19 protein-coding genes are annotated in these 14660 nt (G+C 63.0%); 10 read left to right on the top strand and 9 right to left on the bottom strand.

Going from position 1 to position 14660, the window contains the following annotated elements:
• Position 1: 1 nt before the first annotated feature.
• The 5 genes from B9Z03_RS29535 to B9Z03_RS21620 form a co-directional block, all read right to left on the bottom strand.
• Positions 2-766 (bottom strand): hypothetical protein, encoded by a 765-nt coding sequence (locus tag B9Z03_RS29535; protein WP_139832361.1) that lies wholly within the window; start codon positions 764-766, stop codon positions 2-4.
• The gene (locus tag B9Z03_RS21635) at positions 763-1905 is read right to left on the bottom strand and encodes a hypothetical protein (protein WP_085466106.1); all 1143 of its coding nucleotides are present in this window, start codon (positions 1903-1905) and stop codon (positions 763-765) included. The genes B9Z03_RS29535 and B9Z03_RS21635 overlap by 4 nt, the downstream gene beginning before the upstream one ends.
• A gap of 283 nt (positions 1906-2188) precedes the next feature.
• The gene (locus B9Z03_RS21630) at positions 2189-3277 is read right to left on the bottom strand and encodes a hypothetical protein (RefSeq protein WP_085466105.1); all 1089 of its coding nucleotides are present in this window, start codon (positions 3275-3277) and stop codon (positions 2189-2191) included.
• 125 nt (positions 3278-3402) lie between these two features.
• Positions 3403-3702: a cysteine rich repeat-containing protein gene (locus tag B9Z03_RS29935; protein WP_176247591.1), complete on the bottom strand. Its 300-nt coding sequence runs from the start codon at positions 3700-3702 to the stop codon at positions 3403-3405.
• On the bottom strand, positions 3699-4529 hold the full coding sequence (locus tag B9Z03_RS21620; RefSeq protein WP_176247590.1) for a sterol desaturase family protein: 831 nt from the start codon (positions 4527-4529) through the stop codon (positions 3699-3701). The genes B9Z03_RS29935 and B9Z03_RS21620 overlap by 4 nt, the downstream gene beginning before the upstream one ends.
• A gap of 173 nt (positions 4530-4702) precedes the next feature.
• Here B9Z03_RS21620 and B9Z03_RS21615 point away from each other — a divergent pair, with 173 nt between their 5' ends.
• Positions 4703-5281 carry a TetR/AcrR family transcriptional regulator gene (locus B9Z03_RS21615; RefSeq protein ID WP_176247589.1) on the top strand — a complete coding sequence of 193 codons (579 nt, stop codon included), beginning with the start codon at positions 4703-4705 and terminating at the stop codon, positions 5279-5281.
• A 64-nt stretch (positions 5282-5345) separates the two neighbouring features.
• Here B9Z03_RS21615 and B9Z03_RS21610 read toward each other — a convergent pair whose 3' ends face one another.
• The gene (locus tag B9Z03_RS21610) at positions 5346-5852 is read right to left on the bottom strand and encodes a BA14K family protein (protein WP_085466102.1); all 507 of its coding nucleotides are present in this window, start codon (positions 5850-5852) and stop codon (positions 5346-5348) included.
• A 92-nt stretch (positions 5853-5944) separates the two neighbouring features.
• Positions 5945-6556, bottom strand: coding sequence for a thymidine kinase (locus B9Z03_RS21605; RefSeq protein WP_085466101.1), 612 nt, complete (start codon positions 6554-6556; stop codon positions 5945-5947).
• 212 nt (positions 6557-6768) lie between these two features.
• On the opposite strand from B9Z03_RS21605, the gene B9Z03_RS21600 reads away from it, so the two are divergent.
• The 3 genes from B9Z03_RS21600 (at position 6769) to choV (ending at position 9936) form a co-directional block, all read left to right on the top strand.
• On the top strand, positions 6769-7704 hold the full coding sequence (locus B9Z03_RS21600; RefSeq protein ID WP_085466100.1) for a choline ABC transporter substrate-binding protein: 936 nt from the start codon (positions 6769-6771) through the stop codon (positions 7702-7704).
• Positions 7705-7903: 199 nt separating this feature from the next.
• Positions 7904-8758 carry a choline ABC transporter permease subunit gene (choW, locus tag B9Z03_RS21595; protein ID WP_085466099.1) on the top strand — a complete coding sequence of 285 codons (855 nt, stop codon included), beginning with the start codon at positions 7904-7906 and terminating at the stop codon, positions 8756-8758.
• Positions 8755-9936, top strand: coding sequence for a choline ABC transporter ATP-binding protein (choV, locus tag B9Z03_RS21590; RefSeq protein ID WP_085466098.1), 1182 nt, complete (start codon positions 8755-8757; stop codon positions 9934-9936). Before choW ends, choV begins: the two co-directional genes overlap by 4 nt.
• An 86-nt stretch (positions 9937-10022) precedes the next feature.
• Here the strand turns inward: choV and B9Z03_RS21585 are convergent, their stop codons facing one another.
• Entirely contained in the window at positions 10023-10850 is an 828-nt protein-coding gene (locus B9Z03_RS21585; RefSeq protein WP_085466097.1) for a NosD domain-containing protein, read from the bottom strand.
• A gap of 255 nt (positions 10851-11105) precedes the next feature.
• Here B9Z03_RS21585 and B9Z03_RS21580 point away from each other — a divergent pair, with 255 nt between their 5' ends.
• On the top strand, positions 11106-11585 hold the full coding sequence (locus B9Z03_RS21580; protein WP_085466096.1) for a VOC family protein: 480 nt from the start codon (positions 11106-11108) through the stop codon (positions 11583-11585).
• Between the two features lie 2 nt (positions 11586-11587).
• Here the strand turns inward: B9Z03_RS21580 and B9Z03_RS21575 are convergent, their stop codons facing one another.
• Positions 11588-12391, bottom strand: coding sequence for a potassium channel family protein (locus B9Z03_RS21575; protein WP_085466095.1), 804 nt, complete (start codon positions 12389-12391; stop codon positions 11588-11590).
• A gap of 397 nt (positions 12392-12788) precedes the next feature.
• Between B9Z03_RS21575 and B9Z03_RS21570 the strand changes: the two genes are divergently transcribed.
• From B9Z03_RS21570 to B9Z03_RS21550, 5 genes are all read left to right on the top strand, one after another.
• Positions 12789-13010, top strand: coding sequence for a hypothetical protein (locus tag B9Z03_RS21570; protein WP_085466094.1), 222 nt, complete (start codon positions 12789-12791; stop codon positions 13008-13010).
• A 70-nt stretch (positions 13011-13080) separates the two neighbouring features.
• On the top strand, positions 13081-13305 hold the full coding sequence (locus tag B9Z03_RS21565; RefSeq protein ID WP_085466093.1) for a hypothetical protein: 225 nt from the start codon (positions 13081-13083) through the stop codon (positions 13303-13305).
• A gap of 65 nt (positions 13306-13370) precedes the next feature.
• Entirely contained in the window at positions 13371-13595 is a 225-nt protein-coding gene (locus B9Z03_RS21560; RefSeq protein ID WP_139832360.1) for a hypothetical protein, read from the top strand.
• Between the two features lie 69 nt (positions 13596-13664).
• The gene (locus B9Z03_RS21555) at positions 13665-13880 is read left to right on the top strand and encodes a hypothetical protein (RefSeq protein WP_085466091.1); all 216 of its coding nucleotides are present in this window, start codon (positions 13665-13667) and stop codon (positions 13878-13880) included.
• Positions 13881-14014: 134 nt separating this feature from the next.
• The gene (locus B9Z03_RS21550; protein WP_085466090.1) at positions 14015-14638 is read left to right on the top strand and encodes a TetR/AcrR family transcriptional regulator; all 624 of its coding nucleotides are present in this window, start codon (positions 14015-14017) and stop codon (positions 14636-14638) included.
• The last annotated feature ends 22 nt before the right edge of the window (positions 14639-14660 follow it).

The raw sequence follows: 14660 nt of genomic DNA, 5'->3' as shown, positions 1-14660 counted from the left end.
GTCAGACTCCAATTGATCCAAGATAGCGGTCGATTGCAGGAAATACGTCTTTAAGAAGTAGGTTTATAAGATATAGTACTGAGAAAAATATCATCCCGGTCATAAATGGATAATAACCATCTATCCGCGATGAAACGCCGATTACATAAACCAAAGAGACAAAAATTGTCACTAAAACTCCCGTAATGCTAGGGGAAACAGAGAATACATGATCAACGCTGTCGAGTAACCCTAGCATTGATAATCCAAAGCAAAGCAAGAAAAATATGAATATTATTGATCTAGTTGTTCTCAGGTGATCACCATCTCTTAATATAGCGTCAGCAGATGCTCCAATGAACGCAAGTGAAACTACGGATCCCATTAACCACCCTGCCCAGGGATCGAAATTCCATTGATTGAATGTGGTGGCTATGAGTGTAAACGCAAGAAAATTTAAAGTTCCGAGAATCTTCTGATGGTCATCAAGATACCCGCCGAACTGAAATTGGCGCCATCGAATGAGGTACGGTGTGAGAATTATAGTTGCGAATGCAATCTGAGGTTCATATCCACTTACGTCAATTCCTATTAATCTGCCGATGCGTGAAATTGTCGCCTCTACAAAAATATCGTAGTTCAGTACAATTCTGGAAAATGTAGAAGATAAGAAATCTCCCGCGTCTCCAAATATACTTGAAAAAATGTGCAAACCAGAAGCGGCCCCGGCGATGGCAAAAATCTTCCGAATCTGGAGTTTGCTTTTCTCTTGCAGGAAATTAATCATACGTCGCTGATCACCCGCCCGCCGGACAGGATGTGCACCTTGTAGCCGCCGAAGATCTTCTGCGCCTCGCCGGCGGCGTAGAGGGCCTGGTAGGCCTCGTGCGGGACCAGGGCGTGCTTCTCGTAGGTCGAGACGCCCATGCGGGCGGCTTCGAGGTCGTCGGTGTTGATGTAGAACTCCTGCGTCGCCTTCTCGCTGGAGAAGAGGCCGCGGCGGCCGGGGCGCTCGTTCTTGGAATAGACCTCCTGCACCGTCCAGGTCAGCAGCCAGGCGTTCTCGGCCTTGCGCACCTTGTTCAGCACCTCGGCGACGGTCGAATTGTGCTCGGTGATGCCGGCCGAATAGAATGGCCCCAGTACGAAGCGGCGCAACTGCTTGGGGTGCAGCGTCTCGAAATCCTTGTCGAGATTGCCGGCGATGGTGGCGGGGGTGAGCGTGTAGGCGGAGTTTTTGGCGGCGAAGTCGTCGAACCTGTGCGCGAGATCGGGATTGAGCAGGCCCTCGACCGGCAGGGGAATCTCCACCTTCTCGTTCAGGCGGCCGTCGCGGGTCACCAGCGTGTCGACCATCTTGTCGGAGGAATCCTCGACCGCGGCCATGTAGACCAGCGGCAGGTTGGCCAGCCCGTCGAATGCGCCCCAGTGGACGAAGTAATAGGGCCGCATGGTCTTGGGATTGGCCGAGACTTTCACCGTCTTCGGCAGCACGAAAGGCGCGAAGACCTGCCCGGTCGAGACCTCCTGCAGGTAGAGCCGCTCGGCCATCATGCGCTGCAGCTCGGTGGGCATCGCCTTGTGGCGCAGGATGAAGTCGGCCATCTCGGCGCGCAGCGCCTCGGGAGAGGGGATTGCCGTCAGGCGCTGCTCGGCGGTGCGGCGGTCGTTCTCCAGTTCCAGCACGTTCTGGAACACCGGGAAGCCGCTCTCGGCACGGGAGATGCGGAAACTCTCCATGAAGCCCAGCCGGTTGCGCCAGGCGCCGAACGAGTGTTCCAGCCGTACGACGTATTCCGCCACCACCTGCGCGATCACGTCGTGCCGGTAGAGCGGCGAGGAATCGTCGCGCAGGAAGATGTCGAGCCCTGTGAGCGCGGCTGCGATCGCGTCGAAATAGCGGGCGGCGGGGTTGTCGGGGGTCATGGGTGCTTCCGCGTTTGAGGCGGAGATGTGTGACGCCTTGAGAGCAACGAGGCCTGCTGGCCTGTCCCTGCCGCCCGAGCGTCGTCATCCTCGGGCTTGTCCCGAGGATCTACCGAGTTTGCAGACACTGGCTCTGGCGCGTTGCTCGGGGGTGTCTGATGCCCGTCGCTATCCATCCGAACGCCGTAGATCCTCGGGACAAGCCCGAGGATGACGCCAGCATCGGGGGCAGCCGGCAGGCCAGAGGGGGGTCCGATGTCCACCGGCTTGGTCGTATGTCGCCTCAAGCCTTCACGTAATCCGCCGAATTGTGCTTGCGCATTACCTCGTCGAAGCGGCGGGCAAACGCATCGTCGGCGAGCTTCTTGCGGCGCTGGATGTCGGCGGTGGTGACCATGTTCTTCTCGTGCATTTCGAGCAGGTCGCCGATGTGCTTCTGGGCGGCGGCGCCGATGCCGGCCATGGTCTCCTCGGCCGTATTGTCCACCTGGCTTCCCAGCGTGTTGATCTTGTGCGCCACGTCCTGCTGGGCGGCGGTCTTCAACGAGTCTTCCAGCGCCTTGTAGAGGACGATGCGCTGCTCGGTGTCGATGGTCAGCTTGTTGATCAGCGTCGACTGCGCGGCGATCTGGTTGTTGAGCGAATCGACGAAGGTCTGGAACATCGACGTGTAGCGTTCCAGCGTCTGGCTCTCGGCCAGAAGCTCCTGCTCCTTCGCCTGCTTTTCGTTGTATTCGGTGGCGAGCTTCGAGCGCTCGCCTTCGAGCTGGGTGCGCTCCTGCTGGCTGGTGGAGGCGGCGATCTTGTTCTCGATGTCGAGCAGCAGCGGGTTAAGCTCCTCGATGCGCTTCTGCGTCGCGGTCAGGCTCTCCATCGTCACCTTGCGGCGCTCGATCACCTGGCTGAGGCTGGCCTCCGAGGTCTTGTAGCGCTGTTCGAGGACGTTCTTCTGCTCTTTCAGGATGCCGACGATCGTGTCGGACTTGGCAAGCAGTTCCTGCAGGTTGCCGGCCAGCGACATGTTGCGCACGCGCTCGGTGCGCATGCGCTGCTTGCGCTGCTGCGAGAATATACCGATGAAGTTTTCCCAGCCGGTGTAGCTCTTCATCGTCTCGAATTCGGTGCCGAACACGTTGGTCGCGTCCTCGAGGCCGATGATGAGGTCGGCGATGTTCGCCTCCATCGTCTTCTGCTGCCTGAGCACGTCCTCGATGCGGGCGTTCTCGATGTCGAAATCGGCCTGGCCGATCTTGGCGTCCGTCTTGGCGAACTTCTCCAGCAGGATTCCGGACTGCTCGATCTTGGAGCGCATGTCTTCGACGGTGCGCTTGGTCTTCTCGATCTCGGAATCGAAGTTCTGCAGTGTCGCCATGAATTCCCTCCGGGGCCGACGTTCGGTCACGCGGGCGAATATATGGGTGCAGTGTTTCGATTGAAAGTCGCGGGGATGCGCTTTGGCGCTGAATTGCAACATTGCGGAAACGCGCGCCCGAAGGATCAGGGCTTCGCCGTGGCCTGCGGCACCTTTCCACCGTGACATTCGATCGCGATCGGAGCCATGGCGGCCACCTGGGGATCACAGGCGGCCTTTGTCAGGCTCGCGGCGCATTTCGGACTGAGCTTGTCGAAGCTGTCGATCATGCACTGGATGACCCGTCCCTCTCCGGGCGTCGTCCCCAGACAATGGCGAATGTAGTCGCGCTGGCAGGCCTCGCGCTGCTCGGCGGGGATCTCGGGCTGGGACGCATCTGCCGGACCCGCCAGCGCGAGCAAGGCGACAACGATGGCGCGCGTCACGACCGGGCTCCGGCAACGGCGCGGCGGGAAACGCGGGGCGAGCTCTCGACACGCTCGCCCAGCCGGTCGAGGCCTCGTCCTGCCCGGGCCCGGTCGTAGACCTGCTCGTAGTCCTCGAAACGCGTTGCGAACCAGCGGTCGAGAACCGTGGTGAAAAGCCCGTAGTGGCCCCGGAACCGCGCATGGTGCATGGCGTGGTAGCTCGGGGTGATGAAGAAGCGGCCGATCCGCGACTTGGCGAACCATTCCGGCATGAACTCCACGTTGGAATGCCCGAGCACGTTCAGCACGTAGTTCGACAGTCCGGCGGCGATCAGACCGCCCATGCTTAGCGGGATGGCGAGCGAGACCAATGCCGAGAAGCCGAGGATTCCACCAATCAGGATCGCGCGCTCGATGATCGAGAACGACAGCGACGTCAGCGGGTCGGTCACCTTGGCCGTGTGGTGCTGGCGATGGATCCAGAACAGGGCCTTGTGGTGCAGCGCGCGATGCGTGGCGTAGAACCAGACCTCGGTGAACAGGAAGACGAGCAGGAAACTGCCGGCAAACAGCAGCGCGCTCGTATCCTGCGCGTACTGGACCAAACCGAAATGCCTGACCGTCGAGAAGACCAGCGCATCGAAGGCGATCACCGTCACGGCAGACTGCAGTTCGCTGCCGATCTGCCCTTCGGCATAGGCAAGGCGATAGACGCGCCGCCGCTGGGCGAAGCTCGATGCGTTATACCAGGCGAAGGCCGCGCCGACGATGATGAGGCTGCGGATCGTCATCGAGGCGAGGATGATGGCGAAGGTGATCGCCCAACCCGTCGATATCGATTCCATGTGACCGCTCCGGGATAGAGGGATTGCGGCGAACCGCGTTCCCAGTATCATGTGAGCATTGCTCGCTTTTTCATACTCGCATCGTCCCGGCGACCCAAAGGCGGTGGCAGCAAATGGTCAGGCATTTGATATTCAAGCGAAAAGAGCCTGGGCAGGAGCGCGCGCGGCAGACGGTGGAGTCGATCATAGAGGCGACCGCTCAGCTTCTCGACCAGGACGAGAACGCCTCCACGAACCGTATCGCTGAACGCGCCGGCGTTTCGATCGGGTCGCTCTATCAGTACTTCCCGAACGCCACGGCCATTCTCGCCGCCATGGCGGAACGTGAGCGCGTGCGGGTGAGCGAGGGGATAAGGCGCGCCCTTGAAGAGCTCGATCCGGAAGACCCGGAGCCTGCGATCCGCGCTGCGATCAGGGCCCTGCTCGAGGCCTTCGACAAGCGGCAGCGCGTCCGCCGCAAGATTCTGCTGTCGCTGATGCCCGTGGTCGGGCGCGAGGCCCAGGCGCAGTTCTTCGAGGCCGCCGTCGACGAGATCTCGGAGGCGGTGCGGAGCGCGGGAGGCGATGGCCCGTTCCGGCCCCTGAGCCGCACGGCGACCCTGGTGCTGGGCAGCGCGATCATGGGTGCGGTGCGAACGGCCGTCATGACCGAGACATCGGATCTCGCCGATCCGGAATTCGAGGACGAACTGGTCCTGCTCGCGATGGGGTTCGTCACCGCGCCCCGCGGAGGTCCTGCCGGACGGCCGTGAGTGCGCTCACGGAAAGGCCCGCCCCGGTCGTCCGGTGGCGGGCCTCGTCGTCAGTCAGTGCGGCTCAGCTGTAGGGCGAGTTGCATGCCTTACGGTAGCCTGCGCTCGACATGTAGGTGTTGTCAGACGAGCGATAGGTCCGGTAGCGGTCGTGGCACCAGTTCACGTGGGCGGAGCCGCTGGACTGGGTGGCGTTGTTGATCGCGCCGCTGATGATCGCGCCCGCGATGAATGCGCCGGCGGGGAACCAGTAGCCGTTGTAGTACCGATATCCGTCACGGCGCTCGCGGTATCCGCGGTGGCCGTTGTAGTAGTAACGGCCGTTGCGGCGCTCGAACCGTGCCTCGCGACGATCCTGCCGGTGCTCGAAGCGGTCCTCGCGGCGATCCTGGCGCCTGTCAAAGCGTCGCTGACGCTGCTCGCCGCTCATCTGCACATCGAGCACGTTGCCGCCAGCCGCTTCCGTCTGCGCGTTCGGCGCAACGAGCGGGGCCGCGGCCACCGGGAGGGCTGAACCCGCCGCGAAAGTGAGCGCGATGGCCGCGCAGATTGTATTGCTGAAGATCTTCATTGGGTTGCCTCGTGACGTTGTCCCTATGCCGGACCAACGAGGCTCGCATCAGATCGTTGCATTAAATATCGGTAACGATTGGCATTCCCGGTTCATCCGCCCGCAAAGCCGATGAAGTCCTCCGGGTCGACGCGGCCCATTTCCTCCTCCCAGTGGCGGCGGCAGAGCGAGCGGTAGACGTCCTTGCCGATCGCCACCTGGTCGCCTTGCTTGGCGACCTTGCCGTCGGGGCCGAGGCGCACCACCATCGTCGCCTTGCGCCCGCACGGGCAGATCGTGCGCACCTCGCGCAGCTCGTCGGCGATGGCCAGCAGCGCTTCCGAGCCGGAGAACAACTTGCCCTGGAAATCGGTCCTCAGGCCGTAGCACATCACCGGGATGTCCAGCCGGTCGACGACGCGGGCGAGCTGCCAGACCTGCGCGTCCTCCAGGAACTGCGCCTCGTCGACGAAGACGCAGTGGATCGGCCGGTGGCGGTGATGCTCTGCGACCAGCTCGAACAGGTCGTCACCGTCGCGAAACATGTCGGCGTCGGATTCGAGCCCGATGCGCGACGAGATGTAGCCCTGATCCTCCTTGCGGTAATGACCGGCGACCAGCAGAAGCGTGTGCATGCCGCTCTCGCGGTAGTTGTACGACGCCTGCAGCAGCATCGTCGACTTGCCCGCGTTCATGGTCGCATAGTGGAAGTAGAGCTTGGCCATTCAGCTGCCTTTAATCGCTGCGCCGTGAAACGGGGAGGGGGCGGGCCGCGGTTCCACCGAAAATTGCCGGCCGCCGCCCTGTGCGTCGCAGGCAGGCAGCGATCTGACGGCTAAAGGACAGGCGCGCGGCTTGAAAGAACGGAAGAATGGTGTTTCGTTCGGGGCACAACGAGAGATATCCCCCTCGATCGGGACAAAATGGGAGACTGTTCATGCTGAAGTCCAAATCAGTGCTTCTGGCGCTGGGCGCCGGCCTCGTCGCCGGCCAGGCGCTCGCCGCCGACCCCGAAAGCTGCAAGGCGGTGCGTTTCGCCGATGTCGGCTGGACCGACATCACCGCCACGACGGCCACCGCCTCCGTCGTGCTCACCGCGCTCGGCTACGAGCCGTCGACGCAGCTGCTCTCGGTGCCGGTCACCTATACCTCGCTCGCCAACAAGGACATCGACGTCTTCCTCGGCAACTGGATGCCGACCATGGAGGCCGACATCAAGCCCTATCTCGAGGCCAAGACCGTTGAGACGCTGGTGACCAATCTCGAAGGCGCCAAATATACGCTCGCCGTGCCGAAATACACCTTCGATGCCGGCCTGAAGTCGTTCGAGGACATCGCCAAGTTCAAGGACAAGCTCGACGGCAAGATCTACGGCATCGAGGCCGGCAATGACGGCAACCGGCTGATCCTCGACATGATCTCGGCCGACAAGTTCGGCCTGAAGGATTTCGAGCTGGTCGAAAGCTCCGAGGCCGGCATGCTGTCGGCGGTGCAGAAGGCGGCTTCGTCCAAGCAGGACGTCGTCTTCCTCGGCTGGGAGCCGCATCCGATGAACGCCAACATCGAAATGGCGTATCTGTCGGGCGGCGACGACGTGTTCGGCCCGAACTATGGTGGCGCGATCGTGGCGACGAACGTCCGCGCCGGCTACGCCACCGAGTGCCCGAACGTCGGCACGCTGCTGAAGAACATGGTGTTCTCCCTCAAGATGGAGAACGAGATCATGGGCGCCATCCTCAACGACGGCAAGGACGCCACGGTCGCCGCGACCGAATGGCTGAAGGCCAATCCGGACGCGATCACCCCCTGGCTCGCGGGCGTCACCACGCTCGACGGCAAGGACGGGCTGGAAGCGGTGAAGGGCGCGCTGTAGGGCGGGCGCTACACCCCCCTCTGCCCTGCCGGGCATCTCCCCCTCAAGGGGGGAGATCGGCTTCGCCAAGGGCGGCGCTTATCGAGATCGCGCGTGAGTGGAACGGGTGTTCGAACTGCAGATCTCCCCCCCTTGAGGGGGAGATGCCCGGCAGGGCAGAGGGGGGTATTTCGCCTCCCGGCAAGGGGGAAGATTAAGCATGGATCCGCTCAGCGAACTCATCCGCAGCATGAAGATCCCCGTGGGGCGCTGGGGCAAGCAGTTCTTCGACTTCCTGACGCAGAACTTCGAGTGGTTCTTCTCCTCCATCGCCAACGCGGCCACCTTCGTCCTCGACGGGCTGATCGACATCGTGCTGTGGTTCCCGCCGGTGATCGTGGTGGCGGCGATCGTCGCACTTGCCTGGTATCTGCAGCGCTCCTGGCGGATTGCGCTGTTCGTGGCGCTGGGCCTCCTGTTCATCATCAATCAGGGCCTCTGGAAGGAGACGGTCGAGACCATCATCCTGGTGGTCGGCGCCGCCGCCGCCTCGATGGCCATCGGCGTGCCGGTCGGCATCTGGGCCGCGCACAATCCGCGCGCCTGGGCCTGGCTCAACCCGATCCTCGACCTGATGCAGACGATGCCGACCTTCGTCTATCTCATCCCGGTGCTGATCCTGTTCGGCCTTGGCGTGGCGCCCGGCCTGATCGTCACGGTGATCTTCGCCGCGCCTGCGCCGATCCGGCTCACCTATCTTGGCATCACCTCGGTGCCGAAGCCGATGCTGGAGGCGGGGCAGGCCTTCGGCGCCACCAGGCGCCAGCTGCTCTACAAGGTCGAGCTGCCGGCGGCCCTGCCCACCATCATGGCGGGGCTCACCCAGTGCATCATGCTGTGCCTGTCGATGGTGGTCATCGCGGCGCTGATCGGCGCCAACGGTCTCGGCAAGCCGGTGGTGCGGGCGCTGAATTCGGTCAACATCCCGCTCGGGCTTGAGGCGGGGCTCGCCATTGTCGTGCTCGCCATCATCCTCGACCGCATCTCCCGCGTGAAGATGGGAGGCGTCAAATGAGCGTCGCCGTCGATTTCCGCAACGTCGACATCGTCTTCGGCGAGAACCAGAAGGCGGCACTTGCCATGCTCGACGCGGGCGCCGACCGCGCCGACATCCTGGAGAAGACCGGCCAGGTGCTGGGGGCCGCGGGCGCCAACCTCACCGTCGAGGAGGGCGAGATTTCCGTCCTCATGGGCCTGTCGGGCTCGGGCAAGTCGACGCTCCTGCGCGCGGTCAACCGGTTGAACGTCGTCACGCGCGGCCAGGTGCTGGTCAAGGACGGCGACCGCATGGTCGACATCGTCTCCTGCGACGAGGCGACGCTGCGCCATATGCGGCAGAAGAACGTGGCGATGGTGTTCCAGCAGTTCGCGCTGCTGCCCTGGCGCACGGTGGCCGAGAATGTCGGCTTCGGGCTGGAGCTCGCCGGCGTGCCGGACGCCGAGCGCAAGGAGCGCGTCGCGCGCCAGCTGAAACTCGTCAACCTCGACCAGTGGGCGAACAAATATGCCCACGAGCTGTCCGGCGGCATGCAGCAGCGCGTCGGCCTTGCCCGGGCCTTCGCCACCGAGGCGCCGATCCTCCTGATGGACGAGCCGTTCTCCGCGCTCGACCCGCTGATCCGCACCAAGCTTCAGGACGAACTGCTGCAGCTGCAGAAGAGCCTGAAGAAGACGATCGTCTTCGTCTCCCACGACCTGGAGGAGGCGCTGAAGATCGGCAACCGGATCACGATCATGGAGGGCGGCCGCATCGTCCAGTCCGGCCCGCCGGAAGACATCGTGCTCAAACCCGCCAACGCCTATGTGCGCGACTTCATTGCCAATGTGAACCCGCTCTCGGTGCTGACCGCCTGGAACGTGATGCGCGACCGGCGCGACCTGGAAAGCGCCGGCGAAGGCTGGCTGTGGCTCGACCGCCGCCGCACGACGCGCTTCAAGATCGACAGCGACGGGCTGGTCGCCGCCGCCGAGCGCGACGGCAAGCCGGCGGTCTGGGTCTCCTGTGACGACGTGGAATCGCTCCCCGACGACGCCCCGCACGTCTTCTGGGCCCGTCCGGGCACGAGCCTGAAGACGGTGATGCTGGCGATGCACAGGAGCCAGACCTCGCCGGTGGCGCTGTTCGACGAGCAGAGCCGGTTTGTGGGGGCAATCGGGATCAGGGACGTGCTGAGCGCGGTGTTGAGGAGGTAGGCTGCCCCTGGCTTGACCTCATTGCCTGGCGGAAAAATCCCTCGTTTGCTCCAGCAGGCAGATCGCAATGCCGTGCATGCACGGCTCTAAAAGGAATCGTTCTCTCTACTTGTCTCGCATCCGGTAAACGGCGTTGCGAATGTTATTGTGACCACGTTCCTGACGCAGGCGTCGCTCGAACTGAACGCGCCAATGCCAGTGCTTCCCGTCGAAGTGGTTACGATGTTGTCTCTGAGAACGTTGCGCAAACCGCTGCCTACATAGATGCCGTTTCGCGTGCCTCCGCCGATAATGCCATGGATCTCATTTCTCTCGATGACCGACTGCTCGGCATATTCAGCGCGAATACCGTTGGACGACGACGTTTCCGAAACGCTGTCGATGATGTTTCCGGTGATCGAAATATGGTAGCCGCTGTCGAGATAAATACCGGCCGCGCTTGAGCCAGCCCCATCTCCTGTGTTGGTGATGAAGTTGTTGCGGGCGACGAGGTTGGACCCACCGAGGAAGAGGCCGTGGCCTCTGGCGCCGTCGAGCCGGAGATCCTCGACGATGTGTCCGAGCCCACCCAACAAGTAGACGTTGATGTAGAACCCGCGGACGGTGCCGTTGCGCACGGTGACGTTCTGCCGGCTGTAGCTGGCGATTCCATAGGCCGTTGTGCCCGTTCCACCGCCAAGGCCGCCGAGCTTGAAGCCGTTCATCTCGATCGTGACGTTGTTGGTGTTGACGAGTATCGCGGTGCCGTTCGTGATCGACGTGACGAGATCGTGCTTGAGGCAATAGATGCCTTGCACCGTGATGACGATGGGCACCGTCTCGATCGGGGTACAATCGACCACTTCCGCGGATGCGGATGACGCGGCCAGCAACAGCGAAATCGCGGCACCTGCCAAGGCAACCAGACGTCTCATGCAATTCTCCTGTGACTCGTGATGACGTAAGGGAAATCAAAGCCCATCCGGGCGAGAATGTCCACGGCCGCCGAGCCAGCCTCGGACCGCCTGCCGTTGCAGAGCGCATCGCGGGCAAGGCCTCGCATGTCCGTAGCCGTCAGCAGACTGCCGCCGCGGTCTTGCCTGCCGCCTTTCGCACACTACCCTTCTTCTCTCTGTTGGCCATCGCCGTGAGCCGAGACAGCCGGCCAGACCCCCAAGGAGGAGCCACCCATGCCCATCCCCAAGAACACGATCTGCGTCTGGTATGAAAAGGACGCCGAAGCCGCCGCCCGGTTTTATGCCGAGACCTTTCCCGACAGCCGCGTGAACGCCGTCCACCATGCGCCGGCGGATTTTCCGTCGGGGAAGAAGGGCGACGTGCTGACGGTCGACTTCGTCGTCGCGGGCATTCCCTGCATCGGGCTCAACGGCGGGACGGCGTTCAAGCAGAGCGAGGCCTTTTCGTTCCAGATCGCCACCGACGACCAGGCGGAGACCGACCGCTACTGGAATGCCATCGTCGGCAATGGCGGGCGGGAGAGTGCTTGCGGCTGGTGCAAGGACCGGTGGGGCGTCTCCTGGCAGGTCACGCCTCGGACGCTCACCGAGGCGATGGCCGCCGGCGGCGAGGAAGCCCGGCGTGCCTTCCAGGCGATGATGGAAATGAAGAAGATCGACGTCGCGGCGATCGATGCCGCGCGGCGCGGCTGATCTCAGTCGCCCGGGTCGGGGATCTTGAGCAGGTTGCCGCAGGCCTTGCAGTGCACCGCGTCCGGGTCGTGGCGCTGCAGGCCGCATCGCTCGCAGGGGTAGAAGACCTTGTGCGGCCGGAAGATCGCCTGCCCCAGACGGATGAAGAGAGTTACGCCCGCCAGCATGACGACGACCGAGGTGATCTTTCCCCACGGGCCGTCCAGGAGGATGTCGCCGTAGCCGGTGGTGGTCATGCTGGTGACGGTGAAATAAAGCGCGTCGACATAGCCGGCGAAGCCGGAGCTTTCGCTGAAGAAGAAGGTGTAGATGAACCCTGTCACCACGAAGAGGAAGGTGATCAGGTTGGTCACCGACTCGACGACCTCACGCCAGGGACCGTAGCCGCGCCTGACAAGCGGCCGCCAGAACACACCGCTGCGCGACAGCGTCCACAAGCGCAGGACGCGCAGGAAGCCGAGATTGGCGAGCCACAGCGGAAACAAAAGCGTCATCAGGATGAACAGGTCGAGGATGCTCGTCGGCTGCCGTAGCCAGCGCAGGACGTCGCTGGAGGCGAGCGCGCGGGCGCCGATATCGAGCATCAGCACCGCCGCGATAGAATAATCGATCCAGAGAAATGACGGCCGGTCTCGCAGCACCGGGCTCGCGATGAAGAAGGCGACGATCAGAATGTCGATCGCCATCATGGCATACTGGAACCGCACCGCGCCGGGCGCACGGCCGTGATAGAGCAGCCGCAGTCGCTCGCGCAGAGCATCAAGGCCAGCCGGGGGTAAACCGGAAGGGGATACGCGATCGTCCATCACCAGCCTTGAATGTCGGGCGGCGAGGGCGGTTCCGACCGAGGCGGAACGTGGCGATGGGTCAATTCGTGCCTCCCGCTGCGATTTTGTGATCCGCAGTCTCGCGGTTGCGCCAAGCTTCTGAAATCGCCCGCCCGCCCGCAAGGGAGAAATAGGGCGCCGGACCGTTGCGTCCTTTCCACAGCCCGCCGCTCTCAAACTCCGGTCTCGCGCCAGGCCGAGCATGAGCGATATCCCGAAGGCGACGACAAGCCATCACAAGCCGGCTCACAAAGTCGTGATAAAATGACACGAACAATGCCACTTGTTATTGGCACTACACGTGCCTATTTCCCCGTCAGGCCAACGACGACGACGCGAACTGCCGCCGCCGAGCCTCACAAGAAAGGCTAAGACAATGAACAAGATCGTTCTCGCTTCCGTCGCTCTTCTGGGCCTCGCCGGTGTCGCCGGCGCTCAGGAAGTTCCGGCCTTCTATGGCCAGAACCCCTATGGCCTGTCGGCCGACGCGCAGGGCACCGTCCATTCGGCGACCATCGTCTCCGGCCAGTCGGGCGCTTCGCTCACCGGCACCGACGGCTTCCAGATCAACCTGAACCAGAACTACTCCGGCAAGTAAGCCGGAACCGGCACGGGAGGCGGGCATTGCGCCGCCTCCGCGCCCCAACCACAACGAAAAGGCAAAGACAATGAACAAGATCATCCTCGCTTCCGTCGCTCTTCTCGGCCTGGCCGGTGTTGCCGGCGCCCAGGAAGTCCCCGCCTTCTATGGCGTGAACCCCTACGGGCAGACTGTCGACGCTTCGCAGCAGACGGCTCACTCGGCCACCATCATCCGCGACCAGTCGAACTCGACCGTTCCCGGCGCTGACGGCTTCCAGATCAACCTGAACCAGAACTACTCCGGCAAGTAAGCCGGGACCGGCACGGGAGGCAGGCCATGCGCCGCCTCCGCGCCCCCAACGAAAAGGCAAAGACAATGAACAAGATCATCCTCGCTTCCGTCGCGCTCCTCGGCCTGGCCGGTGTTGCCGGCGCCCAGGAAGTTCCGGCCTTCTACGGCGTGAACCCCTACGGGCAGACCGTCGAGGCTTCGCAGCAGAAGGCTCATTCGGCCACCATCGTCCGCGAGCAGTCGAACTCGACCGTTCCCGGCCATGACGGCTTCCAGATCAATCGCAACCAGAACTACTCCGGCAAGTAAGCCGGGACCCGGCACGGGAGGCGGGCGATGCGCCGCCTCCGCGCCCACCCTCAAGAAAAGGCAAAGACAATGAACAAGTTCCTCCTCGCTTCCGTCGCTCTTCTCGGTCTCGCCGGCGTCGCCGGTGCCCAGGAAGTCCCCGCTTTCTACGGCGTGAACCCCTACGGCCAGACCGTTGAAGGCTCGCAGGCCGCGTCGCATGTCGTCTCCGGTCAGGCCAGCGCCACCGTGACCGGCACCGACGGGTTCCAGATCAACCAGAACGAAAACTACTCCGGCCGCTAAGCCGGAGCTTGAGGGGCGGCCAGGACAAACCCGGCCGTCCTCTCCGTCCGAGAAAATCCGGGCGGGGAACACGATAGGGAAGACGACAGTTGTGGAGATGATGTAAGCTCGCAAGGGCGAAAGGAGAAAGGCAGATGTCTGAGACCACATTCGACACCATGACGGCCGAGCGGCCGCGGGACGATGGGTCTTTGCCCGACGGACGCCGCCTTCGCGCCGAGCGCAGCCGCAAGTGCATCGTCGATGCGCTGATCACCCTCATCCGCAACCGCGAAATCATGCCGAGCGCCGAGCGGGTCTCGGAAGAGGCCAAGGTCGGCCTGCGCACCGTGTTCCGGCATTTCGAGGACATGGACAGCCTCTACCAGGAGGTCGGCGACCAGATCGACGCGCAGATCCAGCCGATCATGCGCAGGCCCTTCATCGCCAGCGACTGGCAGGGCCGGATCATCGAGATGATCGACCGCCGCGCCGAGGCCTTCGAATGGGTGATGCCCTTCAAGGTGCAGGCGAATGCGCGGCTCTTGCAGTCCGAATACCTGAAGGCAAAGCACCGCTGCGCCGTCGATGCCGACATCGAGCGGCTGTGTGCGATCCTCCCGCCCGAAGTGAAGCGCGACGAGACGCTGTTCGACGCCTTCCTGACGGTACTGAGCTTCGACGTCTGGTATCGCCTGCGGCAGGACCAGGGCCGCACGGTCGAACAGGCGAAGGCCGCAGTGCGAAGGTTGGTCGACGGGCTGCTCGCCACGATCTGAGCCTCCCGGCCCGGCTGGCGTC

Source organism: Mesorhizobium australicum (genome assembly GCF_900177325.1).
GTDB classification, from domain to species: domain Bacteria; phylum Pseudomonadota; class Alphaproteobacteria; order Rhizobiales; family Rhizobiaceae; genus Mesorhizobium_A; species Mesorhizobium_A australicum_A.
This window is presented reverse-complemented; position numbering and strand designations above follow the sequence as displayed.